A 21,245-nucleotide genomic window follows, 5' to 3' on the forward strand; every position below is an offset into this window, starting at 1 on the left:
GCCTGACAACCAGGTTATTTCTTCAGGAGGAGAAACGCGCCTGAACGCCGACAGTGGGCTCCCTCCCGTTTACCAATGGCGTTACCCTTAGGAACTGGCAGCTTGGCTGCAGACAGAGTGGCGATGCCAAATTGGCATCATAGTAAACGGGTACGTAAGGGCTTACCAGAGAGACGCATGCACGTCTGTCGGTTTAACTCACTCGACGGCATAGGCTAGACCTCTCTGCCGCGGAAACCATGGAAGACTTTTTCAACAGAATCGGCCGATTTCTGCCCGTCACGACGGGCAGCAGACGACCCAGGCTGTCACGTCAAAATAGTCCTCCCAACGCCGCTGGTTCCCAGTTCATGATCACCAGTTCGCCGCTGACCTCGGCCTTGCCCTGCCGCTGGTTGGTCGTGGTGTAGCGGATGTCCAGCGTCTCAAAATGAAAGCCTTCGAAGACTCGGCGGATGTCGGGGTGGTCGTTGATGCTGACCATCACCCTGCCCTTGCAGCGGCGCATGAAGTCGGCCATTCGCTCGTAGTTCTCGAACGGAAAATCCACCCCATACCCTGCGGTCTGCCAATACGGCGGGTCCATGTAGTGGAAGGTATGGGCGCGGTCGTAGCGCTCTGCACACTCCAGCCAAGGCAGGTTCTCGACGTAGGTACCGGACAGGCGTTGCCAGGCGGCCGAGAGGTTTTCCTCGATCCGCAGCAGGTTGATCGAAGGGGTGGTGGTCGCGGTGCCGAAGGTCTGCCCGGAGACCTTGCCGGCGAAAGCATGGTGCTGCAGGTAGAAAAATCGGGCGGCGCGCTGGATGTCGGTGAGGGTTTCGACGCGGGTCATTTTCTGCCACTCAAACACCTGCCGCGAGCTGAGTGCCCACTTGAACTGGCGCACAAACTCTTCGAGGTGGTTTTGCACCACGCGGTACAGCGTCACCAGGTCGCCGTTGATGTCATTGAGCACTTCGACGGGCGCAGCCTGAGGGCGCATGAAGTACAGCGCAGCCCCGCCGGCAAAGACTTCGACGTAGCATTCGTGCGGTGGGAACAGTGGGATGAGGCGGTCGGCCAGGCGGCGTTTACCGCCCATCCAAGGGATGATAGGAGAAGACATAGTTAGCAAGACCTTTACTGTATAAATAAACAGGTGCTAGGCTCGCTCCGCTTTGTGCACAGAGCAGGAGCCTTGGCGGGACTTGCAGGGACAATCTGCGGGGACGGTGGCCGGGCTGGGTGTTGACGCATCCAGCCTGGCCGCTCCTTTTATTTCGGGGTTGAAACCTCTTTGACTTACGGCTGATCACCCTCCCGGGCCATCAAGCTGGCACTTCAAGCACGACTCTCTCAGCCTTCCCTGACGCCTTGGCCTTGCCCTCCTTACCGCCGTTGCACTCAACCGACACCGTCCACCCGGACGGGGTGAATGTGTGATCCACCGACTCCACCAAATATTCACCATCGAGCCCACGCTTAAAGCCCAGCGCCTCGATCATGCTTTCGGCAAACAGGTCGGCCCGGCCCGGCAGGTCGAGGCGCACCGAGGCGGTGGATCGGTTGAACGCGGCCAGGCGCGCCTTCGCCGCCTCGTCGGCCGCCGTGCGGTCCGGGTAGAGATGGCGATCGGTGTGCACCGGCGGCAGGCCCTCGGGCACGTTGGGATTGTCCAGGTGCGAGACCAACAATTCCCCACTGGCCGGGTCCTGGTACTGGGTGCTGACCCCTTGATGGGCACTGCGGTCGCTCAAGCGAAACTGCCAGCGGGTAACATCCCCACGCTGCAGGATGATGACGCCCAAAGCTTTGCCGCTAGAACTCTGCCCACCCTGACGCGGCAGGACCAACAGCTTGCCGTCGGCCACCTTGGCGGTGCAGTCGTGTTTCTTGGCCACGCGGGTAATGAAGTTGAAGTCCGACTCATTCAGTTGATCCATGCGCGGCACGCGGGTGTCGACCGGGCACGACGGCTGCCAGCCATTGCGCGCCGCCACATCGCCGACGATCTGCGCCAGGCTCACGTCCTCCCAACTGCCGCTGCGCGTGGTCTTGCCGCTGCCGCGCATGTCGCTGGCCTTGCCGCTGATCACCAGTGTGTCCGGCGGGCCGGAGACGGCGACTTCGTCCACGGTGTAGCGGCCCATGCGCGTCAGGTCGGCGCCGGCATAACCCAGGTAGACCTCGATGCTTGCGCCACGCGCAGGCAGCGCCACCGCCCCGTCGCGGTCATCAATGCGCAGTTCGAACGAATCTGAAGCCATGCCGGGCCGATCGGTTAACTGCAGCGAGACCAGCCGATCATTGATCAAGGTGGTGATGTCGGCACCGTCGGCGACGATACGAAACAACGGTTGCATGTCGGCACTCCAGACAAGAAAAAGTCCACACTGGGCGGGCTGGGTAACGGGCTCAGTCCCACAGCGAAATCACGCCGTCGGGCTCGATCACCAGATCCGGCAGCGTGATCAACACACCCGCCCGGAACGGTTGCGGCTCATCGGCCAGGCCCTGATTGGCCGCCAGCACCGCCTCGACGCTACGGTTCAGGTGACCGTAATAGTGGTGGCACAGGGTGTCGAGCAGATCCCCGTCAGCTGTTCTGCAAGTCATCGCCATAACGGACAAACTCCAATGAAAAGCCCTGCTTGCGCGGGATCGCCCCAGGCAGCAAAGCGCTTTGCTCTTCGTCAATAGTGGTCAGACACCAGTTGCCCAATACCTCGCCATAACCCGTGGTCAGGTTCAGCGGCAGCAACTTTGAACCGATGCTGCGCAGCCTATCCAGCTGCTTCAAGCCGCCTTTGTAGCTTGGGTAGATCGCGCCTTTGATCGTGATTTTCTCCTCGCCCAGTCCCACGGCCTGTTGCGCCGGGCGCCGGGTCAGGCGTTCCTGCGCCGCCCAGCGAAACGAGGTCTGCCGGCGCAGTTCATCGAAGGCGGCGGTGTCCAGGTTGAAGTAGTACGGCCGCTCATTGGCTTTCAGCGGGTAGAGAATCAGCAGGTGCGGGAACGGCTTCACCGCGTCTGGAATCGGCGACATGTCGCCGGCAAACCATTCCGAGGGGAAGATGTTGCCCAGCGCGGCATTGGCCTTGCCGGCGACCTTGTTGAACGCCGCGCCAAAGCGGCCTATCTGCTCAGTCAGCGCGGAAAAGTGCTCATCAAACTGGGCCAGCGCGCGCTGGGTCTGGTTGTAGAAGCTGGCCACCTTGCCGATCTTGGCCTGCGCCGAGTTGATTGCACTTTGCAGACGCCGGGTCTTGTCACTGAGGTCTTCGCTGATAAAGGGCAAACCTTCCAGCGCATCGGCCGCCCCGCTGATTTCATTGAGCGCGCCATTCATGGGCCCGGTCATCGACTCGAGGTCAGTGCGCCCGGCTTCACCGGCGTCGACCATGTCCTTCAGCCCACCCTGCAAGTGTTGCAGGTAGGTCTTTTCATCCGTCATAACACTCCCTTAGCCCACGTGGGGCGCATCAAACAACTGGCGGTCGCGCGCTTCCCGGGCAAAGTCCTCGAACTGACGGCTCAGGTACGGCATCAGCTCCTGCGCCAACCGCGCCGGATCTTTCACATCGCCTTGCACAGTAATGACCGGTGCCGGGGCGAAGGTGAACTGCTGATCGACCTTCGGCCATTCGGGTGCTTTTACCGCCGTGGTCGCCATCAATGCCGCCGCCGTGACCGGCGTAGCGGGAGCGTTTTCCATCGAGCGTACGACCGCGCCAACGCCCTGGCCGGTGGCCATGGGCAAGATTCCGATCGGCGCTTTGGCAGGCGTGTCCGGCCCGCCAAACAACGCCTTGCCCATGGTCGCCCCTATATTGCCCCCGCCCCACGCACCGAGCATGCCGCCGATAATCCCGCCAATGGCGGTACCGACCACGGGGACGATCGAACCTAAAGCTGCGCCGGCGGCGGCACCGCCGAGCACACCACCCACGAGCCCGCCCACCGCGTTACCGTAGCCCTCGGCTTTTTCATCCTTGGTTTTCGCATGCTGATAGGTGTCCGCTATTTTCAAACCGCTATCGACCAGGGCCAAAGGCCCGAGGCGTTTCGCCACGGTGACGCCCTTTGCCACCGCGCCACCGATGGGCAACTTGCCCTTGCGGCCCTTCCCTTCTTTGCCGTGATCCAGCCCGTCGTCATCGCCGTCATTCGCGTTGGTCACGAATACCCGCTGGACGATGTTGGACCGGTCGCCGGCCGAACCGCGCGCGATGTTGGCCAGGCCCCGGCCGATCTTCAGCGCGGCCCAGGCCTTGCCCGCGAGCAAGGCACCGGCGCTCAGCGCCGCCAGGCCCATCACCACTTGGGGTGTTTCCTCGGACAGCGCGGTCAAGCCACGCGCCGCCGCCCCGATACCGCTGGCCAGCGCATCCGTCGCCGGGCGCAAGGCATCCCCGATGGCCCGCAGCGAATCGTTGAATGCCTGAGCGGTTTCGGCCCAGCGTTGCGCTGACGTTTCACGGCGTTCATTCAGGTTTTTGTCGAGTATGTCCTTGCGCGGGCCGTTGGGGTCCGAGGCGCCTTTTTTCAGCTCCGCGTAGAATTTTTTGTTCTGGGTATACGCCATCAGGGCCGTCTTGACCTGCATGTCGGCAAACAGATCGCCGGTACGCAGGGTGGCGGCCAAGGCATCGGCCATCGCTTGCGCCTTGGCTGGGTCCGTCTCCTGGCTGATCTGGGTCAGCCCCTGATCCAACTGCTTGGCCTTTTTCGGATCGGTCTTTCCCACATACGCGCGTGCCAGTTCGAAGCTGGCCTCGAAGGTCGACAAGCCCTTGCCAATAGCGGCGTTCATCGAGCCCTGATAGTCAATCCCGGCATCGGCATACCCTTTGACCGTTTCCTCCGAGCCGATTTTCGCGACCCAGTTTTTCAGGTTGTTCGCCGCCTCATCCGCACTGCCCGCGCTCTTGATCTGCACCTGCAGCATCGCTCCCAGTTGCGTGACCGCCTCCTGGCCGGTGATGCCGGTGCTGGCCATCTGCGCCAACAGCTCCGGAAACCACTTGGCCATGTCGGCCGCCTCGAAGCTGCCTTGCTGACCCAGCAGAGCCACCGAGGCCAAGGCCTGTTCCATTTTCTGCGGGTCAGTGATCTTGGCGTTGTTCTGCATCGCCAGAATCATCTTCGCCGTATCGGCGCCCGAAGCCCCCTGCCCGACCGCAAACTTGGCGGCCACCGGTGCATATGTCAGCGCTTCGGTCAGCTCCATGCCGCCACCGACCAGTTGGTTCACCAGCTCGGCCACCTGGGTGTTGGCCATGCCGGTGTCTTTTGAGGTCTGGACAATGTCCCGGGCGGTGTCCACTTCCTGCTGGGTATTGGCGGTACCGGACTTGATCGCGATGTCGCGAATGATCGCCTGAAAATCCGCGCTGACCTTGGTCGGCACGGCCGCCAGGGTGGTACCGGCCACCGCCGTGCCGAATCCACTGCGCAGGCTTTCCTGTCCTTCCTGCACTTGGCCCATGCCTTTGGCCTTGAACTCGGCACTGCGCACCACCTTGCCCAGCGCCAGGTACTCCTGACGCAGGCGCCCGACTTCGACACCCTGCTTGTGCAGGCTGCTGGTGTTGGTTTCCAGTTTGCGCAGCAAGGCGTCAGCGTTGGCAGCCCCGCTGTCGTGGGCTTTTTTCCATTCATCGCGCAGACGCATGGTCTCGCCGATGACTTTCTGCAAGCCCTTGGCGCGGGTGGTTTGCGCCTCGAGCTTTTTCATTTCGCCGCTGACGTTCTTGAAGGCGGCGCCGAGCGAAGAGTCGACGGCGCCGCCAATCACCAGCCCGAGCGAGAGTTTGTTCGCCATGGAGATTACCTGTGGGAGCGGGAATTAGGCTCAGTCCGTGAGCCACCAGACCATCTCGGAAAACGACAAGCCCTGGATCTCGGCCGCCGAGAAATTCAGCTCGACGGCCAAGCGTTTGGCCAGGGCCTTTTGCAACCGGGGGTTAAACCCCGTCGTCTGCTCCCAGACGAAAATAAGCGGTCTGCAGACGACGGTAATCACGCATCAGCAGCCCCTCCAGATCGCCACGGCCGATGCTCGCCAGGCTGCAGAACAAGACCATCTCCTGCTCTTCTTCGTTGCTCCCGCCCTGCAGGGTGGCGGCGCGCATTTCGCGCACCGTCGGCTCACGCAGGGTCAGTTGGTCGACCTTGATGCCGTTGGCCTCGCTCGGTTTGGATAAGATGACGGTGGCAATGCCATCGCCCAGTTGCAGCCATTTGGGCAGAACGTTGTCTTTTGCGTTGCTCATGGTGTGGCTCCTTACATGCCCAGGGCAGACCGCACGGCGGCCAGTTGATCAACGCCGTCGATAACGCGGATCGAGTTGAGGGGATCGATTTCAAACATCACACTGCCGTCAATTTCCAGCTTGTAATAGGTCACCGCGACGGCGTACTTGAACTCGCCTTTTTCACCCGGTTTCCAGTCTCCCGGATCGACTTCCTTGAGCCCGCCACGCAGGGTGGCGACCACTGCCTTGACCGAACCTTTCTCGCCCTTGAAGGCACCGCGGAATGACGCGTTAAACCCGGTCAGGTCGGCCTGACCGAAGAACTTCAGCACCTCGCGGCGCACGCCGTTGGTGATGAAGCTGGCTTCCAGCTTTTCCATGCCCATGTCGAGCTCGACCGCCGCGTCCATGCCGCCCGCGCGGTACTCGTCGGTTTTGAGGGTGAGCTTAGGCAGGGTCAGGCTCGGTACATCGCCTTGCAGGCTGATACCGTCGACAAACAGGTTGGTGTTGTAGAGCACTTCAGGAATCATAAAGCGGCCTCTTTAGGCGACAGCACTTGCGGGACCCACTGAGTGGTCACCTCCATGCGGTAGATGGATTGTTCGGTCGGCAGCACGTTGCTGAAATGGATGTTCCAGTAGGACTTGCCGGCGCCGAGTGCGCTGGCGGTGTTCAACGCTTCGTCGGCATACACCTCGACATTGACGCTCGCGACCTGGCTGTTCAGGTCGCGGATGAACTCCTGTAGGCCTGCGGTCACGTCCTTGACATAGGTCGCGGTGATTGAGCGGTCGACAGCCCATTTGTGCGCATAGAGGATGGCGTCCTTGACGATGTCCAGCAGGCGCACCTGGGTGCAATCGTCGGCCTTGAGGGTCACTTTTGGCAGAATCATAAGTCGGCCTCCTTAGGCGGCGGTATCGAGCACTTCAGTGATCCACTGATCGGTCACCTCCACGCGGAAGTTCGGGTTTTCGGCCGGCGGTACGTCGGTGAACCGAATGTTCCAGTACACCTTGCCGTCACTGAGTTCGCTGGAAGTGTTCAGCTCTTCGTCGGCATACACCTCGAAGTTGACGATCGCGCCCTGATTTTTCAGGTCGCGCATGAACGCCTGCAGGCCTTCGGTCACGTCCTTGACGTAGGTCGCGGTGATCGAACGGTCGACGGCCCACTTGTGCGCGTAGAGGATGGCGTCCATGACGATGTCCAGCGTGCGCACGCGGGTGACGAACTTCCATTTCGGATCACTGGACAGCGTGCGGTTGCCCCACAGGCGGTAGCCGTCATCGCGAATGATCGTGGTGATGTTGGCGTTGTTCAGCACGTTGGCCCGGCAGGACGCATCGCCATCGAGAAACTCGATCGGCCGCGTGGTGCCGGTGATGCCAACAAACTCCTTGTTCGACGGCGAGGCCCAGAAACCGTAGGTGGCATCGGTCCAGGCAAACAAGCCAGCGGTCCAGGCTGAAGCCGGTGCGTTGACGGTGGCACTGGCCCCGGTGTCCCAGAACTGCACGCCAGGGTCGACCATGTAGGCGTGTTTGCTGCCGAAATTTTCGGCATAGGCAATCGCCGCTTCGTCGGTGGTGTTCGGCCCGTCGATGATGGCCATGGCCCGCATCTTGTCGCCCAGTGCCACCAGCTCGGTGGCCACCGCCAGCGTCGACGAGTACCCCGGAGTCACCAACAACCGTGGCTGGGCGTTGAACTTGCTTTTGCCGTTGAGCAACGCCTGCATGCCGGTCCGGGTGCCGTCGGCCCAAACCCCGCCGATGATCGCCGACAACTGTTCGGCCGGATCCGTCAGCAGCGGCACACCGACGGCGACAATCACCGCCTTCGACCGTTTAAAAATGGCCTTGCAGTCCTGGGTGATCGCCGCATCCGGCCCCCACGCGGCGACCGCTTCGCTTTCGCGGGTGATCAACAGCAGTTCGTTGGCGGCGGCCGTGGCCGGCGGGCCCACGGTGAAGGTGTTGCACAGGCCGATGATTGACGCGGACGGGGTGGCGATATGCCGGGCCCCGGTGTCCACCAGGGTCACGGTGACGCCGTGAAAAAAACTCATAGAGTGATACTCCAGAAACGAAAAAGCCCCGCATAAGCGAGGCGTTCGGGATGGTTCGTGTAATGCGTAACGGAAAACAAAACGCCCCGTCAGTGCGGGGCGTTAGGGGGTCTGCTGATCCGGTTTGACCGGCCACTCCATCGTCCGTGGCCAACCTGCTTGCTGCGGCACTTCACTCAGCTCGATGCGGTAGAACTTCCAGGCACTCAATTGCTCGACCTGCTCGGCAATGGCCACGCCCAGATCGACTGCATCCTGCAGCGGCGCCACTGCCAGGCCGGCTTCGTGCATCAGCCGTTGCTGCTGAGCCCGCGCCGCAGGCAACAAGGCCGCGTCCGATGGCGGCTCATACGCGGCGATCTCGCCAAACTCACCCGCCACCACACGCGCGTAGATCTCCGGGCCGTAACTGGTCGAGTCGTCGGGTGTGGCCGTGAAGGGAATAGTGCCCTGCTCTTCGGTGACCAGCATCACGTTGATGGCCGTGTGTGCAGCGTCCATCCATTGTGGGGTCAACACATGGGTGTAGTTCATCAAGCCACCCTCAAATAAATGGATACAGAGTCATCGGTTGAGTTGTCGGTGTTATTCAGGGCGCCCATCAACATCCAAGTTCCAACCGGTGGGCCTTGAGACGATAAACCGTAAGCATCGCTGTAGAACAAATTGCCCCCGGCAGTAAGGGAGCCGGGAGCAATAGCACCACCAGCAGCAGCACGAAACATGCCGTAAGTGCCGACAGCACCAACAACAAAACTGGCTATGGCGCTGCGCACTTTTTCTGTACCAATGGCATCGGTCCACATTGCGCCCATATCAGCGGTATCAACCTGTACTTTTACTATGCCCAAGGCATTGCTATAACCAATATGGACTTTGTTGGCATCCTGACCTGCTCCACCACCTTGTTGCACGGGAGTAAAGTTCAACAATAGCTGATATAACGCCGGGTTAAAGTTACTCTCGGTCCAGATTTTTCCGAAATCGGTCGTATCGACCTGTATACCGACATCGCCAGTATCATCCCGATAGCCAATAAAAACTTTGTTGATTGATTGACCCACTCCCCCGCCTTGCTGCACGGGGGTAAAACCCAACGAAGGCTGATATGACGCTGGGTCGAAGTTGGAAGTATCCCAACTCATAGCCCATGCTCCCCAGCCTGCACTGCCAATAATAAGGCCACGCGTATAGAGAGTGCCGCTGCTATTGGCAATCATTAGTTGAGTGGTGACATCCACCCCTTTCATCACCAACAACGTTGAATTCGGGGCGCCAGCTGGAATATTCGGCCCCGTGGTTACCCGGTAAACCCCCGCATCCGTCAGGGTATCAATGTCGGTTCCATCCGCAATCAGGATGCCGCCCTGCCCCCAGCCATAGGCTCCCGCGACCAGTACGTGGCCTGGGGTGTCATCTTGGGGAGAGGTTTGTTTAACCAGATTGCTGGAATCCCACAGGTGCTCCCACTCCCCCCAGGTGCCGGTGGCGAAGTCCCCGGTGCGAAAACGATAGTAGGTCGCACTATCCGCTGCGCGAGCTTCTTGGTACGCCAAGTTCCCAAAAGACCGTTCCATGTGGACGACCAAGCCATGGGTACTGCCGTTGGGAACGTTTGGTCGGTTCAGGTAATCAGCGGCATAAGTGTAAGTACCGCCAACCTGCGCGGCGTTGAAGTCATGACCAGGTAACTCGGGCGCCTTACCGCCCAAGCCGAAGGCACCATTGAGCAGAACGCGGCCCGCAGTAGAATCTGTGCTGTTCGCTTGTTTGACGAGAGTGTTGCTGTCCCACTGCTGCACCCACTCGCCCCAAATGTTGTTGCCGTCATCGGAGCGAATGAACAGCGCTGAGTTCAAAACCGCAAACTGCGTCCGCTGACCCGATGCCTCTACCTGCCAACCAACGGCGTCATAGCCCGTACCAGGCACTCCACCGACCGCACCGTCACGAAACCCGAAAAACTGCGTGCCTTGCAAGGCATTGAGGTCCACAACAGTCGGCCCTAGGACGCCCAAGCCGAAGGCGCCTACCTTCATCAGCGCATTCACCGTGACATCGTCCAGATCGGTCTGCACATCAGCGGTCGCGGCGGTGCCCAGCCCAAGGTTGTCGCGTGCCTCGACCACATCCGCCAGATCGGCCAGGTTCTCACTGACCGCCAGGGCATCGGTGATGCCGTAGCCGTCCAAGGTGGTCGGGTTGGTGCCAGCGATCACCCGCCCAAGGGCGTCCACCGTGACACTGCGAAACGTGCCAACGCCCGCCCCGTTGCCGCCCGCGATCATTTCAAACTGCAAACCGGTGGTGCCGAGGGTGATCGGCGCGTCGGTGACCAGTTGCCAGAGGCTGTCGCCGTTGGTCGTGCCCTGCTCGACGTGGATAAACAACCCCGGTGTCACTTCCAGGCTGTTGTCGGCATCGGCGGCCCGGGTCCAGCCTTCGGCGCTGACGAGGTAGATCCCATTGTCCTGTGCCTGTGCCTGCGCTGTCACCAGCACGCGGTCACCGGCGGCCACGGCCACACCATCGAGGGTCTGCACATTGCTCAGGGTGATGGGGACCGTGGCCGCCACCCGCGCTGACTGTTTGTGATCCAGTTTGGCCAGCGCTTCGCTGATCGCAGTGTCGACGTATTCGCGCGTGGCCAGCACCACCGCCGGGTCGATCTTCAGCACGATGTTCGCCGAGCTGCTGACGATGAAGTTCATCCGCACCACTTGGGTCTTGCCCGTGCCTTGGGCCAACAACGGTTTATAGCTCGGCGCACAGTTGGCCACCGCCACCAGATCACCGTCGACGTCGTACAGGCCCATCTCGCGAATCCACTCGCCACCCACCTCGGGCGGAATGATCTGCTCGGTGATCACGGTGTTGGGGTTGGCCGGATCGACGCGGATCTGGTTGAGCGGCGCCCGGCGCCACTCGTTGATCAACTGGGTTTGCAGACGATCCGGAATCGGGTCGGTGCCGTTGGCATCGCCCAGGCCCATCTCGGTAAACATCCAGTCCAGGCCCATGGCAATGGCGTTGGCATGTTTGGCTTCGCCGACCGCTGTGAGAATGGCAAAAAACTGACTGGTCTTATCAATCATAGGGATAAACATCCAAAGTATCGGTTTCATCGACGCAGAGCGCCGGGCCAAAGGTGCCGGTCACGTCGATGTCTTGCGGGGTCGGTGGGTACACGTCGATCTCTTCGCCCTCTTCAACGCACACGGCAATGCCCAGCACCCCCTCGGTCTGCAGACTGAGCGCCAGGTTGGTCATGTGCCGGCTGACCGGACGGGCATCGTCGATCAGCCACCCCAGTTCCTCGTACAGTTCCTCGGTGATGCCGGCGTCATTCAGGCCGACCTCCAGGGCGAAGGTACCGGGCACGCCTTCCGGCACGGTGTCGAACCATTCGACGACATCGATCAAATAGCCCAAGGGCTCGACCACCCGCCGCAGCGCACCGATGGTGCCTTTGCGTGCATGCACGTCGTACGCCGAACGGATCGCCGTGCGCTTGGCTTCCTGTGTCCAGTGGTTGTTCCAGCGGTCCACCGACCAGGCCGAGGCGAGGTACGGCAACAAGTGCTCGGGGCAGGTGTCGGCGTTGTACAAACTGCGCAGCGGGATCAGCGTGTTTTCGTAATTGGCCGCTTCCACGGCCAGCTCCAGCGGCGTGCTGTTGAGCGGCAACAGACTGCTCATGTCAGGCCCCCAGCGTCACGCTGTAGCCGGTGCAATACGCCGCCTCGGCCTTGGTCGGCTTGATATCGGTCCAGCCCAGCAGCTCGACCCGGGCGATGCCGGGAATGTGCAATTGCGCATCGATCCCCGAGCGCGCCACTTCCAGCCCCAAGCGGCGGCGTGGGTTGATCCACTCGCTCAGACGTTTCTGGCTTTCGGCCAGGTAGGCTTCGTTTTCGGGCCCCGGTGCCTGCGGGTACAGCACCGCTTCAATGTGGTAGTCGATGACCACGGCGCTCTGCACTGTGAGGCGATCGGCCACCGGCCGCACGTCCTCGTCATTCAGGTGCAGCCGGACCTGCTCCAGTAGTTCCGGCGAGGCGGCGCCGCTGCCTTCCAGGCTGAGCACGGTGCACACCACCACGGCCGGTGACGGGCTTTCCGCCGTGGCGTCGGCGACTAGACCCGAAGCATTCCGCGCATGGAGGATGTAGCTGTTACGCGGCCCCGCCGTGGTCAGCCCCTCATACGACAGCTGCACCCGCTCGCGCAGGGCATCGTCCTCTTCGAGCACCTGCGGTGTCGGCGGCACCGTGCTTGGATCTCCCGCCTGAATCACCAGGCGTTGCAGGTTGACGTTGGCGGCCAGGTGATCGAGGTCGGCCCGCTCGGCATGGGCCAACAGCAAAGCCTTGCCCGCGTCGTTGACCCGCGCCCGGTTCTGCAAGGCGCCATACGCGGCCTGTTCGATCAGCTTCAGCACCGGGTCGCTTTCCAGCTCCGCGCTCCAGTTGTCGCCCATGCTCAGGCGGAAGGCTTCCAGTTTCTCCTGGTACACCGCTTCAAAGTCGAGGTCTTCCAGCACTTGCGGCGGCGGCAGGGCCGCCAGTTCCATGGTCATGCGGACACCTCCAAAGTCACGTCGCTGCCCAGGTACTGCCCGGTCAGCTCAAAGGTGATACGCCCGTCGAGGATGGCCACGGCGCGTACCCGCCCCAGCTTCAGGCGTGGCTCCCAACGCCCGAGCGTGCTGGCCACTTCCGCCTGAACGGCACTTTTCCAGCCGTCATTCACCGGCAGGTCGACAAAGCGCCGCAGCTTGCTGCCGTACTCCGGGCGCATGCGCCGGCTGCCCAAGGGCGTGGACAAGATGTCCTCGATCGACTGACGCAGGTGATCAAGGCCGGAAATGAGTTGGCCGGTGTGGCGGTCCAGTCCGATCATCCCGATCATGGGATCAGCCCTCGACCGGGACAAAATCCTTGCGACCGTGCAAATACTCGATCGCGACCGTGTCATCCGAGGCCACCGCAACCTGGCCCTTTTCCACTTTCAGGGTGCGCTCGGCGTCCAGCAAGATCAGCACCCGCGAGGTGTACAGCGTGTCGCGAAAGAAGCTCAGCGTGGCCGGCGCGGGCGCCTCACTGACGGTTGATACGTCCTTGGTTTTGCTTGTCATGGGCTTTACTCCAGGTATAAAAAAGCCCGCACGCGGCGGGCAGAAGATGATGTGCACTCAATGCGAGTGGTTGCTGCTGTTGCCTCCGGCATCCATGATCGTGCCGGCGCCGGTGATGTCGCCGGATACGCTCAGCGCACCGTCGATGTTCACCTCACCCGCCAGGGTGATCTGGCTGGCCGTCACCCGAACGTGATCGGGCGTTACCTCAAATTGCGATCCACCAACTTTGATCGTTGCACTGCTGCCATTGGGCAGATCGATGCTGTAACTGCCGGCCTGCCAGTCGTAGACCAGCGAGCCGCCATCGTCGAAATACCAGGCCTCGACGTGATCGCGGTTGTCCGGCGGCGTCCCGGCGTTGCCATACAGTCCCGGGACAAAAGTGCCCATGGCCGGATCACCGCTGGGGCTGAACAATGCGCCCTGCTCATTCAGGCTTGGCGCGCGCCAGTGACGGGCCTTGCCGGCGGCCAAGCTGTGCCAGCGCACCCAGGCACTGACCCAGGTGCCGGCCTTGACCCGCACCCGGCCGGCCATCAGATCGATGCCGACCACCACACAGGGCATCAGCATGGCGGCGATCATCCGGTCGTGTTCGGCGCTGGCGTATCCCATGCCAGATCCTCCGGTTGAAAGTAGTGGTCTTCATTGCCGGTACCGGTGCAGCCATCGACGTTCAGGTACAGGGAGCCGGGCGGCTCAACTGCCCATAACCATTCCGTTTCACCGATCTGGAACACCTGTTTCCACTCAACAATCCACACCACAAATTGCGCCAGCTCCGGCATCGAGTCATCCGGGAATGCACGTACGTCCTGCACCTCTTCGACAAAGTCCAGATCCCAATACTGCCCGCGCAAAATCTTGCTGATCTCGGCGGCCAGAATGGCGGCCTGCAAGGACGCTTTGCTGATGGTGGAATCGACCATGATGCACACCTGAAAGCGGCCGCTCAGGGAGGTCTTTCCGCTGCCATTGTCGGGGGCTTCGCCGATTTCCGTCAGGGCGAACAACACCGCCGGCAACCCCACTTCAGCGTTCAGTTCGGGGAACGCCTCGACGCTGACCACCGACGGCAAGCCGGCGCGGAACGTCGCCTCGATCGCATTGTGTAAGGTCGTCAGCTCATCCATTGTTCAAACTCAGTATGAAGTTGACCATGCCGGCACCGTCCGGCTCGCGCTTGCTGACCTTGTAGCGACCGCCACCCTGCTCCACCGGTAAATCGATGGTAAGAAACGTATCTTTCTCGATGCCCACCGCATCCACCACGCGGGCCGTGAAGGTGGGCGCCAAGACGTTATCCGTCACGATGGCATTACCCAGGCGTACGCTCTTCGATTTGCCCCCCACATCCGCACCGACAAAAGGCGAGAAGAACGCACCGTACAGCGCTAGGCCGTCCGGCTTGATGGCGCGATCGCCGAGGCGATCGACCAACACTGCATCCATCCGGGCCGTGATGTCACGAAAGCGGCCCAGCGTGGTCACTGGATCAACAACGCTTCGGCAATACCGCCGACCGGAGCGCTCATTAGCTTGCCGAACGGCACCAGGTCACCGGTGGCCGTGAGCGGATCAACCAGCACACCGGCCTGTAGGGCCACCTTCTGCCCCTGCAACAGCGCCGCATCGGCAGGCAAACGCCAGACGCCACCGATATGGCCGACCAACACGTCACCCTCGACGCCACTGGCCATCGGGATCACCACCAGATCGACCAATACCAATGGCACACCCGCTGTGGCTCCACCGGCCGGGACAGTGAAGGTCACCGTTTGGCCGGGACCCGAATAGTTCTTGGACATACGTATTTCTCCTGTACAGAAACAACAAACCCCGCACGCGGCGGGGTATAGAGAGGAATCACTACCGTCAGCGGGCTTTAGTTGCTACCGCACCAATCGACTTGTTCAGACCACGATAATCCAGCGCCGCGACCCCGGCATCGATCCGCACCTTGCTCGTCACACCATCAATGGTGAAACCCTGTTGCTGCTCCATGTAGGGCTGTTCAACGCCATCCAGATAAGCAACTTCGATGGTGTCAGCACCTTGGCGGGCGGCTTCATACCAGGTGACTGGCGAATCATCATCCAGGCGCGGCTCGGCGATCACCGTGGCGAAATTGCGGATCGGGTTGTCGATGCCGGCATTGGTATCGACCCCAGGCACCGATGCCGAGCGGATCAGTTGGTTGGTCTTGTCTTCCAGCGCCACCGGTACCAGGACAAACGCCGGGCGAATGTTCAGGGTGCGGGGCTTGCCGCCCTCGACCTCGGTTTTCTGCAAGGCCATGGCGGTCTTGGCCTTGCTCAGCGCCTCAATCGACATATTGGCGCCGGCACCGGTGAACAGGTTGTTGCGGTCGGCATCGAACAGCTCTTTGCCGTCGCTCATCACCGGCGAATGGATCAGCGTGTCATAGACCAGATCGCCGATGGTGCCGCGTGCGGCCAGGCCCATGTTGTAAGGCACGGTACTCAGTTGGTCGAGGTCATCGTTGATGATCGCCTGACGGGTGATGCTGAACATCTCACCGTAGGTGGCCAGGCGGATTTTTTCGCCACGGTCATTGGTGGTGATGTACTTGTATTCAGCCCCTGGACGAACTTCACGCAGGCTCGGAAACGCACCCATGCCGACCCGGGACGCCACCTTGAAGTCACTCAAGCGGCCCTTTTTGGTCCACAGGTGATAGGTCTCCGGCGCCTCGTCCCAGCCGAGCAGGACCGACTTGGCAGCGCTGTCCACCAGGATGTTGCCGAAGTCACTGGAGTCATGAGTGAACGCAAGGCCGACCATGGCCATCGGATCAAGGGTGGCCACCAGGATGCCGCGATCATGCAGCGAAGCGCGGGCTAGCTCGCGCAGGCTCATGTGGTTATAGGCGTTGTCTTTCTGGTTTTCCGCCTGCCCCAAACGACCCGCCAGCGAGGCGCGCACCGAATCGCCGACCAGGTTGCCGTTGCCTATGTGGCCATGGTGGCAAGGTCCACCCGTGGGGGTGGTGGCCGAACCCAGCGCGACCAGCAGTTTTTCCCGCGCCATCTCGGCCGTACAGCTCAGGTCATTGAGGCAGGTGTTGAGCAGCTCGGTGTGGCTGGTGACTAGCGAGCCACAGAACGCGGCATTGATCGCCGTGCGGCGAGCACCGTCCGCCGCCATGACTTGGGCGCGCATTTGATCCAGGGTCAGCGCGACCGGCGCCGGATCGACCGCCGGGGCTGGAGCTGGGGTTGGGGTCGGTGCTGGGGTTGGAGCGGAAGCCCGCGGATCGAACAGATTTTTTGCCGAGGTAGGCATATTGGTGAACTCCTGCATGCGTTTTGAAGTGAGTTGAGCAGCCGCCTTGAACGGATCAAGCACCTTGTCAGCGAAACCGGCGGCCACCGCTTCGTTGCCATCCATCCAGGTTTCAGCCTTGAGCAGCACCTGGATGTCCTCGATCGATTTGCCTGACTTGCGCATGTACGCCTGAATCAGCGTGCTCTCGACTTTGTCGAGTAAATCGGCGTACTCGCGCATGGCATCGGCATCACCGACCTGACCACCCCACGGCTTGTGAATCATCATCATGGCGTTGGCCGGCATGTTGATTTCATCGCCGGCCATGGCGACCACACTGGCCATCGACGCGGCGAGACCGTCGATGTACACCACGACCCGGGCCGAATGGCCGCGCAGCAGGTTGTACATGGTGGTCCCTTCAAACACGTCACCACCCGGCGAGTGGATGTGCAGGTTGATCTGAGACACATCGCCCATGGCGGCCAGATCGCGGGCGAACTGTTTGGCCGTAATGCCCCACGCGCCAATTTCGTCATACAGCATCACCTCGACCACCCCGCGTTGCAGCGCGGCGCTCAGTGAGTACCAGCTTTCGCCGGGTTTATTCGTCGGGGTTATCGAGGCTCTCGGCCTCATCAACGACAGGTTTTTTTGGCTGTTCATCGGTTTGCGTTTTTCCATAAATCTCGTGATAGAAGTCCGAACTGAAGACCAGTCCCTGCTCCCGGTTGGTTTTGATTTCCGAAGCCCGGGAACGCTTGAGTTCCTGCGGATTGCGCTGCCGCGCCCGCGCCACTTCCGACTCGTCGGCAAAGCCGGCCTCGACCAGGATCTTCCAGGCATTGGCCTCATGGATCGGGTTGATCCAAGGCATCACCGGCCCTTGGTAAATCGCGCCAAACACCATGTCCGGATCGACGTCGACCGGCACTTGGATCACCCCACTGGCGATCGCCATGTGCAGCCATTCGCGATAGACCGGGCGACTCCAGTAGTCGATAAATTCGTGCTGCAGCAGGTCATAACCCGCCTGCCCCTCGACCAGCTCCTGCCGCTGTGCCGAATAGGTGCCGTCGTAACTGCGCGCCACACTGGAGTAGGTGCCCCGAGTGCCGGCGGCCACGGCCTTGAGCTGACCGTTGCGAAAGCCTTCGAGAAAGGGGTTGGGCCGATTACTTTCGATCATGCCGACGTCTTCGCCGGGCAGCAGGCCGTCGAACACCATGCCCGGACCGATGGGAATGCTCCGGGCGCTGACGCTCTGACCATTCACGGCAGACGGTGCGGTGTAGTCATCCGGCGTCCCTTTTTTGATGTACATGGCCAGCGCCGCGCTAATACGGGCGGCGACCCGTTCGCTTTCCTCGTAATCCTTGATGTCCGCCAGGCGAACCAGCACGGCATGCAGCAACGGCTGGCCGCGGTTTTGACCGATGCGTTTACGGTGCGCGATGTGAATCATCTGCTCGGCTGGCACACGCTTGGTGGCCAACGCCAGCTGGTAACCGGCGGTGTGCCCGGGGTGATGTTTGACCAGGTGAAAGGCACGGACCCGGCGCCACTGATTGCGCTCAATCCCCTGCACGATGCCCTTGGCTTCATCGTTGTATTCCCACGGCAGGTAATCCGGCTCCAGCAACTCCAGGGCGAAGGGCACCACGTTCAAATGCTCATAGCTGGGCACTCGCCCCTTGAGCTTCTGCGCCAAGGCTTCGCCGTCGCGCAGCCAGGTGCGGCACACCTGTCGCTCCATCTGCGGGCGGGACAGCTCGCCGGACGTTTCCGGGCGCAACGACCACTCGGCCCAGCGGGCCTTGATCTGCGCCGCAAACTCCAGGTGCACTTCCCCGGCATAGCTCAACGGAAACGGCTCGACCGCGATGCCCATGCCGCCCACTACGCGCTCTTCCAGGCGATCAAACAAACCGGTAACGATGTCGTGGTCTTCGTCCAGCTTGCGGCACTGCTCGCGCAGGGAACGCGCCGAACGCTGCAGTGAGCGATCCGCACTGGCGGATTGTTTCTTGGCCTGATGCGTGCGAGTCATCTGCGCGGCTTCAAAGGCCATGATCTTGTGACGAGCATGCAGACGTTCAGCCACCAGTCCCGGAAACACCGGGGCCAGCACGCGATCCAGCAGGTTCATCGGAATGTCGCCAGGGCGTACGGCGGCTGCCCCGCCGCCGCTGCCTGTTGCCCTCGCACCCGGCGCTCCCATTCCAGTCGGCCGGCGCGAATTTCTTCCAGGTCATCCATGATCAGCTTGCGACCGTTAAAGAGGATTTCCTTGCCCTGCAGGATGGCCAGTTCGGCCTCCAGATAGCGGTCCACCATATCTTGAGCGGTTATAGCCATGCGCCTTGTCCTGTATTAAGCCAGCCGCCCGACTCGGCGGGCTGGTCGGTTGAATGTTCAGGCTCTACCTCAGGCACCGACACCGTGGCCGGTGTCAGAGCGGCAACGGAGGCCGGTTTGCTTTTCTGCTCGTGACTGATCGGCACAGCCCAGGTACCTGACGGCAACTGCTGCGCGAGCAGTTCGAGGTTCATGCCAAAGCGCTGTTGCGTTATGCGTAACGCCGCCAAGGCGTACACCAGGCAGTCGAGCGCTTCGTTTCGGCGGCCACCGGCATCCCAACGCTGAACACGCTGGTGCTTGACGATCACCCACTTGCGGCGCTCGGCGGTCAATTGCCGCATTTCGTCTTCGCCGCAAATCATTTCGTTGGCAGGCAGGTGCATACAGCCAGGCACCGGCGCGCCCGAGCTGTCCGGCTGCATCTTGAGACGGCCGTAAATCAATTCTTTGGCATTGTCGGTCCCCACTTCGACCAGGTAGACACGTCCGCCTTTGACCTTGGTTTTCTTACGCGGCCAGGTCGCAATCGGCTTACCGTAGGTCGATGCACCAAACACCGGGATCACCCATTGGGTGCCGTGTTTGATGCATTCCTCACGCACTTCATCGCAGTAGTGACCACCTTGGTCCCAACACCAACGCTCGACGCCCATCACCGTGCCATCCGCTCGGGTGAAGGTCTTGTGGATCTCGACGCCGACCTTGGACCGTAGCTCGATGCTGCCCGGGTCACCTTGAAGCACGAACTTATGGACGAGCCACGCTTCCTCTCCCGCGCCAAACGCCCACACCCGACCTTCATAGCGGTCATCCTGGGTATCAATACCGCCGAACAGGGCAACCGCTTTAGCCGGCACTTGCGGGTATATTTCCCGACGCGCGTGCAGCTGCTGCCATTCCAACTGCTCGCCTTGGTCCTCTTCCCATGCTTCGCCCAGAGTTGTGTTGACGAAGGTTTTGAGCTTCCCCCGATCCTTCTTGATCTTGAGCCATTCCGTGACGACTTCGGCCCAGGTCACAAACTCCGAGTACACCGTCCAGATATGGAAAGTCACCGAACGCGGTGACGGCATTGAAGTGCCCACATCGGTAAACCAGTCCATGCCGTCGCGCGTCCAGATACCGGTCCGCTCGCAGATGTAGCGACCGTTGACCGATGCCGCGACCATTTCGTGGTATTCGAAGGTACAGCCATGGCCGGACTCGCACAGGTACCAGGCCTTCACCACCTGCCCCAGTTCGTCCACGGCCCACTTGATACCGAACGGCGTAGCCGGGTCGCCCCACTTCAGATACTGCTCGGTACCGCAGCACGGGCACTTGATGTTGAAACGCAAAAAGTGCGGGGAATCATTGGCCGCCCGCGTGATCTGGCAGCCCTCCCCCGAGGTTTCCTCATTGTCATCAGCGAACACTACTGTCGTCGGGGTCGATCCGCGTATGGACTTTTTGAACGTGGCACCTTCCAGGCGTTTGTCACCAAGAATGGTGGGCGCACCCTCGCCTTCAATGTCCGCGTTGAACTTCGAAAGCTCGTCATAGATCACTTCATCCGGGCTTTTCTCCCGGTAGTTTTTTGCCGCCGTGCCACCCAGGCACCACAGCATCTTGGCGTTATCGAAGCGCTTTTCATCCAGTGTGTTATCGCGATGCTTTACCCCATACCAAGGGGCCAAGGCGCGCACCACGGGACTATCCCGGATCATCGTTTCGATGTGCCGTTTCATCATGCCGTCAGCGTCGCCATCGGTTGGGCACCAGACGATGACGTTGCGTTTCTTGTGCTGGACCTTGTAGCCCATGTTGGCCACCAGCATTTTGGTGTAGCCAACCCGCGCCGACTTCAGCACGTTGACTTCACGGATCAGGTCGTTGCCCATCGCGTTGAGAATCGCGACCTGAAAAGGCGCTGTCGTCCAATCGCCTTCCTGATAGGACGACTCTGACGACAGATAGAAATGCTCATCGGCCCATTCAACGGCTGTGCGCGGCGGTTCTTTGTAGAGCCCGGCGAGCCCCTTGCGGACACCCTCAACCAGCGCCCTCATCCAAGGTGTCGACAAACTCATCAAGCAACTCCGGCAAAAGATCAGCCAAGCCGACCGCATCATTACGCGTCACGGCGACTTCGCGCTGGATCGCC

Annotated in this window: 23 protein-coding genes; all 23 read right to left on the reverse strand. The window is 61.3% G+C overall.

Annotated elements, in window-relative coordinates:
* Window positions 1-313: 313 nt before the first annotated feature.
* On the reverse strand, window positions 314-1,108 hold the full coding sequence (locus KGB06_RS05985) for a DNA adenine methylase (protein ID WP_116580663.1): 795 nt from the start codon (window positions 1,106-1,108) through the stop codon (window positions 314-316).
* 202 nt (window positions 1,109-1,310) lie between these two features.
* Window positions 1,311-2,345, reverse strand: coding sequence for a phage late control D family protein (locus tag KGB06_RS05990; RefSeq protein ID WP_223512626.1), 1,035 nt, complete (start codon window positions 2,343-2,345; stop codon window positions 1,311-1,313).
* A gap of 52 nt (window positions 2,346-2,397) precedes the next feature.
* On the reverse strand, window positions 2,398-2,604 hold the full coding sequence (locus KGB06_RS05995) for a tail protein X (RefSeq protein ID WP_223512629.1): 207 nt from the start codon (window positions 2,602-2,604) through the stop codon (window positions 2,398-2,400).
* Window positions 2,579-3,436, reverse strand: coding sequence for a phage tail protein (locus KGB06_RS06000; protein ID WP_223512632.1), 858 nt, complete (start codon window positions 3,434-3,436; stop codon window positions 2,579-2,581). The genes KGB06_RS05995 and KGB06_RS06000 overlap by 26 nt, the downstream gene beginning before the upstream one ends.
* Before the next feature lie 9 nt (window positions 3,437-3,445).
* Window positions 3,446-5,806 carry a phage tail tape measure protein gene (locus KGB06_RS06005; RefSeq protein WP_223512635.1) on the reverse strand — a complete coding sequence of 787 codons (2,361 nt, stop codon included), beginning with the start codon at window positions 5,804-5,806 and terminating at the stop codon, window positions 3,446-3,448.
* Between the two features lie 142 nt (window positions 5,807-5,948).
* Entirely contained in the window at window positions 5,949-6,257 is a 309-nt protein-coding gene (locus tag KGB06_RS06010; RefSeq protein ID WP_223512638.1) for a phage tail assembly protein, read from the reverse strand.
* An 11-nt stretch (window positions 6,258-6,268) separates the two neighbouring features.
* Window positions 6,269-6,772 carry a phage major tail tube protein gene (locus tag KGB06_RS06015; protein WP_223512645.1) on the reverse strand — a complete coding sequence of 168 codons (504 nt, stop codon included), beginning with the start codon at window positions 6,770-6,772 and terminating at the stop codon, window positions 6,269-6,271.
* Complete coding sequence (locus tag KGB06_RS06020) at window positions 6,769-7,137, reverse strand: phage tail sheath C-terminal domain-containing protein (RefSeq protein WP_411741834.1); 369 nt, start codon at window positions 7,135-7,137, stop codon at window positions 6,769-6,771. Before KGB06_RS06020 ends, KGB06_RS06015 begins: the two co-directional genes overlap by 4 nt.
* Before the next feature lie 12 nt (window positions 7,138-7,149).
* Window positions 7,150-8,313 carry a phage tail sheath family protein gene (locus KGB06_RS06025; protein ID WP_223512647.1) on the reverse strand — a complete coding sequence of 388 codons (1,164 nt, stop codon included), beginning with the start codon at window positions 8,311-8,313 and terminating at the stop codon, window positions 7,150-7,152.
* A gap of 102 nt (window positions 8,314-8,415) precedes the next feature.
* Window positions 8,416-8,847, reverse strand: a complete 432-nt coding sequence (locus tag KGB06_RS06030) for a tail fiber assembly protein (protein ID WP_223512651.1) — start codon at window positions 8,845-8,847, stop codon at window positions 8,416-8,418.
* Complete coding sequence (locus tag KGB06_RS29980) at window positions 8,847-11,408, reverse strand: phage tail protein (protein ID WP_317849341.1); 2,562 nt, start codon at window positions 11,406-11,408, stop codon at window positions 8,847-8,849. Before KGB06_RS29980 ends, KGB06_RS06030 begins: the two co-directional genes overlap by 1 nt.
* The gene (locus KGB06_RS06040; protein WP_223512654.1) at window positions 11,401-12,012 is read right to left on the reverse strand and encodes a phage tail protein I; all 612 of its coding nucleotides are present in this window, start codon (window positions 12,010-12,012) and stop codon (window positions 11,401-11,403) included. Before KGB06_RS06040 ends, KGB06_RS29980 begins: the two co-directional genes overlap by 8 nt.
* Window position 12,013: 1 nt before the next feature.
* Window positions 12,014-12,892, reverse strand: a complete 879-nt coding sequence (locus tag KGB06_RS06045) for a baseplate J/gp47 family protein (RefSeq protein WP_223512658.1) — start codon at window positions 12,890-12,892, stop codon at window positions 12,014-12,016.
* Window positions 12,889-13,215 (reverse strand): GPW/gp25 family protein, encoded by a 327-nt coding sequence (locus KGB06_RS06050; protein ID WP_159390409.1) that lies wholly within the window; start codon window positions 13,213-13,215, stop codon window positions 12,889-12,891. The genes KGB06_RS06045 and KGB06_RS06050 overlap by 4 nt, the downstream gene beginning before the upstream one ends.
* 13 nt (window positions 13,216-13,228) lie before the next feature.
* On the reverse strand, window positions 13,229-13,450 hold the full coding sequence (locus KGB06_RS06055) for a hypothetical protein (RefSeq protein WP_223512660.1): 222 nt from the start codon (window positions 13,448-13,450) through the stop codon (window positions 13,229-13,231).
* A 57-nt stretch (window positions 13,451-13,507) separates the two neighbouring features.
* On the reverse strand, window positions 13,508-14,068 hold the full coding sequence (locus tag KGB06_RS06060; RefSeq protein WP_223512664.1) for a phage baseplate assembly protein V: 561 nt from the start codon (window positions 14,066-14,068) through the stop codon (window positions 13,508-13,510).
* Window positions 14,035-14,586: a hypothetical protein gene (locus KGB06_RS06065; protein ID WP_223512667.1), complete on the reverse strand. Its 552-nt coding sequence runs from the start codon at window positions 14,584-14,586 to the stop codon at window positions 14,035-14,037. Before KGB06_RS06065 ends, KGB06_RS06060 begins: the two co-directional genes overlap by 34 nt.
* Entirely contained in the window at window positions 14,579-14,944 is a 366-nt protein-coding gene (locus KGB06_RS06070) for a hypothetical protein (protein ID WP_223512669.1), read from the reverse strand. The genes KGB06_RS06065 and KGB06_RS06070 overlap by 8 nt, the downstream gene beginning before the upstream one ends.
* Window positions 14,941-15,261, reverse strand: coding sequence for a capsid cement protein (locus KGB06_RS06075; protein WP_223512672.1), 321 nt, complete (start codon window positions 15,259-15,261; stop codon window positions 14,941-14,943). Before KGB06_RS06075 ends, KGB06_RS06070 begins: the two co-directional genes overlap by 4 nt.
* A 67-nt stretch (window positions 15,262-15,328) precedes the next feature.
* On the reverse strand, window positions 15,329-17,407 hold the full coding sequence (locus tag KGB06_RS06080; protein ID WP_223512675.1) for a ClpP-like prohead protease/major capsid protein fusion protein: 2,079 nt from the start codon (window positions 17,405-17,407) through the stop codon (window positions 15,329-15,331).
* Complete coding sequence (locus KGB06_RS06085) at window positions 17,346-18,890, reverse strand: phage portal protein (RefSeq protein ID WP_223512678.1); 1,545 nt, start codon at window positions 18,888-18,890, stop codon at window positions 17,346-17,348. The genes KGB06_RS06080 and KGB06_RS06085 overlap by 62 nt, the downstream gene beginning before the upstream one ends.
* Complete coding sequence (locus KGB06_RS06090; protein WP_223512680.1) at window positions 18,887-19,099, reverse strand: primosomal replication protein PriB/PriC domain protein; 213 nt, start codon at window positions 19,097-19,099, stop codon at window positions 18,887-18,889. The genes KGB06_RS06085 and KGB06_RS06090 overlap by 4 nt, the downstream gene beginning before the upstream one ends.
* On the reverse strand, window positions 19,090-21,171 hold the full coding sequence (locus tag KGB06_RS06095; protein ID WP_223512682.1) for a phage terminase large subunit family protein: 2,082 nt from the start codon (window positions 21,169-21,171) through the stop codon (window positions 19,090-19,092). The genes KGB06_RS06090 and KGB06_RS06095 overlap by 10 nt, the downstream gene beginning before the upstream one ends.
* Window positions 21,172-21,245: the final 74 nt, after the last annotated feature.

The sequence above is a fragment of the Pseudomonas sp. GL-B-19 genome (genome assembly GCF_019956415.1).
Lineage (GTDB): Bacteria > Pseudomonadota > Gammaproteobacteria > Pseudomonadales > Pseudomonadaceae > Aquipseudomonas.

Bases quoted from the DNA above. Each gene is read 5' to 3' on its own strand.
- KGB06_RS06050 (WP_159390409.1), bottom strand. From the start codon at position 13,215: ATGATCGGACTGGACCGCCACACCGGCCAACTCATTTCCGGCCTTGAT.
- KGB06_RS06000 (WP_223512632.1), bottom strand. From the start codon at position 3,436: ATGACGGATGAAAAGACCTACCTGCAACACTTGCAGGGTGGGCTGAAG.
- KGB06_RS06095 (WP_223512682.1), bottom strand. From the start codon at position 21,171: ATGAGTTTGTCGACACCTTGGATGAGGGCGCTGGTTGAGGGTGTCCGC.
- KGB06_RS06065 (WP_223512667.1), bottom strand. From the start codon at position 14,586: ATGGATGAGCTGACGACCTTACACAATGCGATCGAGGCGACGTTCCGC.
- KGB06_RS06015 (WP_223512645.1), bottom strand. From the start codon at position 6,772: ATGATTCCTGAAGTGCTCTACAACACCAACCTGTTTGTCGACGGTATC.
- KGB06_RS06085 (WP_223512678.1), bottom strand. From the start codon at position 18,890: ATGAACCTGCTGGATCGCGTGCTGGCCCCGGTGTTTCCGGGACTGGTG.
- KGB06_RS06045 (WP_223512658.1), bottom strand. From the start codon at position 12,892: ATGACCATGGAACTGGCGGCCCTGCCGCCGCCGCAAGTGCTGGAAGAC.
- KGB06_RS06090 (WP_223512680.1), bottom strand. From the start codon at position 19,099: ATGGCTATAACCGCTCAAGATATGGTGGACCGCTATCTGGAGGCCGAA.
- KGB06_RS06075 (WP_223512672.1), bottom strand. From the start codon at position 15,261: ATGTCCAAGAACTATTCGGGTCCCGGCCAAACGGTGACCTTCACTGTC.
- KGB06_RS06005 (WP_223512635.1), bottom strand. From the start codon at position 5,806: ATGGCGAACAAACTCTCGCTCGGGCTGGTGATTGGCGGCGCCGTCGAC.
- KGB06_RS06025 (WP_223512647.1), bottom strand. From the start codon at position 8,313: ATGAGTTTTTTTCACGGCGTCACCGTGACCCTGGTGGACACCGGGGCC.
- KGB06_RS05985 (WP_116580663.1), bottom strand. From the start codon at position 1,108: ATGTCTTCTCCTATCATCCCTTGGATGGGCGGTAAACGCCGCCTGGCC.
- KGB06_RS06055 (WP_223512660.1), bottom strand. From the start codon at position 13,450: ATGACAAGCAAAACCAAGGACGTATCAACCGTCAGTGAGGCGCCCGCG.
- KGB06_RS06010 (WP_223512638.1), bottom strand. From the start codon at position 6,257: ATGAGCAACGCAAAAGACAACGTTCTGCCCAAATGGCTGCAACTGGGC.
- KGB06_RS06080 (WP_223512675.1), bottom strand. From the start codon at position 17,407: ATGAACAGCCAAAAAAACCTGTCGTTGATGAGGCCGAGAGCCTCGATA.
- KGB06_RS06060 (WP_223512664.1), bottom strand. From the start codon at position 14,068: ATGGGATACGCCAGCGCCGAACACGACCGGATGATCGCCGCCATGCTG.
- KGB06_RS05995 (WP_223512629.1), bottom strand. From the start codon at position 2,604: ATGGCGATGACTTGCAGAACAGCTGACGGGGATCTGCTCGACACCCTG.
- KGB06_RS29980 (WP_317849341.1), bottom strand. From the start codon at position 11,408: ATGATTGATAAGACCAGTCAGTTTTTTGCCATTCTCACAGCGGTCGGC.
- KGB06_RS06020 (WP_411741834.1), bottom strand. From the start codon at position 7,137: ATGATTCTGCCAAAAGTGACCCTCAAGGCCGACGATTGCACCCAGGTG.
- KGB06_RS05990 (WP_223512626.1), bottom strand. From the start codon at position 2,345: ATGCAACCGTTGTTTCGTATCGTCGCCGACGGTGCCGACATCACCACC.
- KGB06_RS06030 (WP_223512651.1), bottom strand. From the start codon at position 8,847: ATGAACTACACCCATGTGTTGACCCCACAATGGATGGACGCTGCACAC.
- KGB06_RS06040 (WP_223512654.1), bottom strand. From the start codon at position 12,012: ATGAGCAGTCTGTTGCCGCTCAACAGCACGCCGCTGGAGCTGGCCGTG.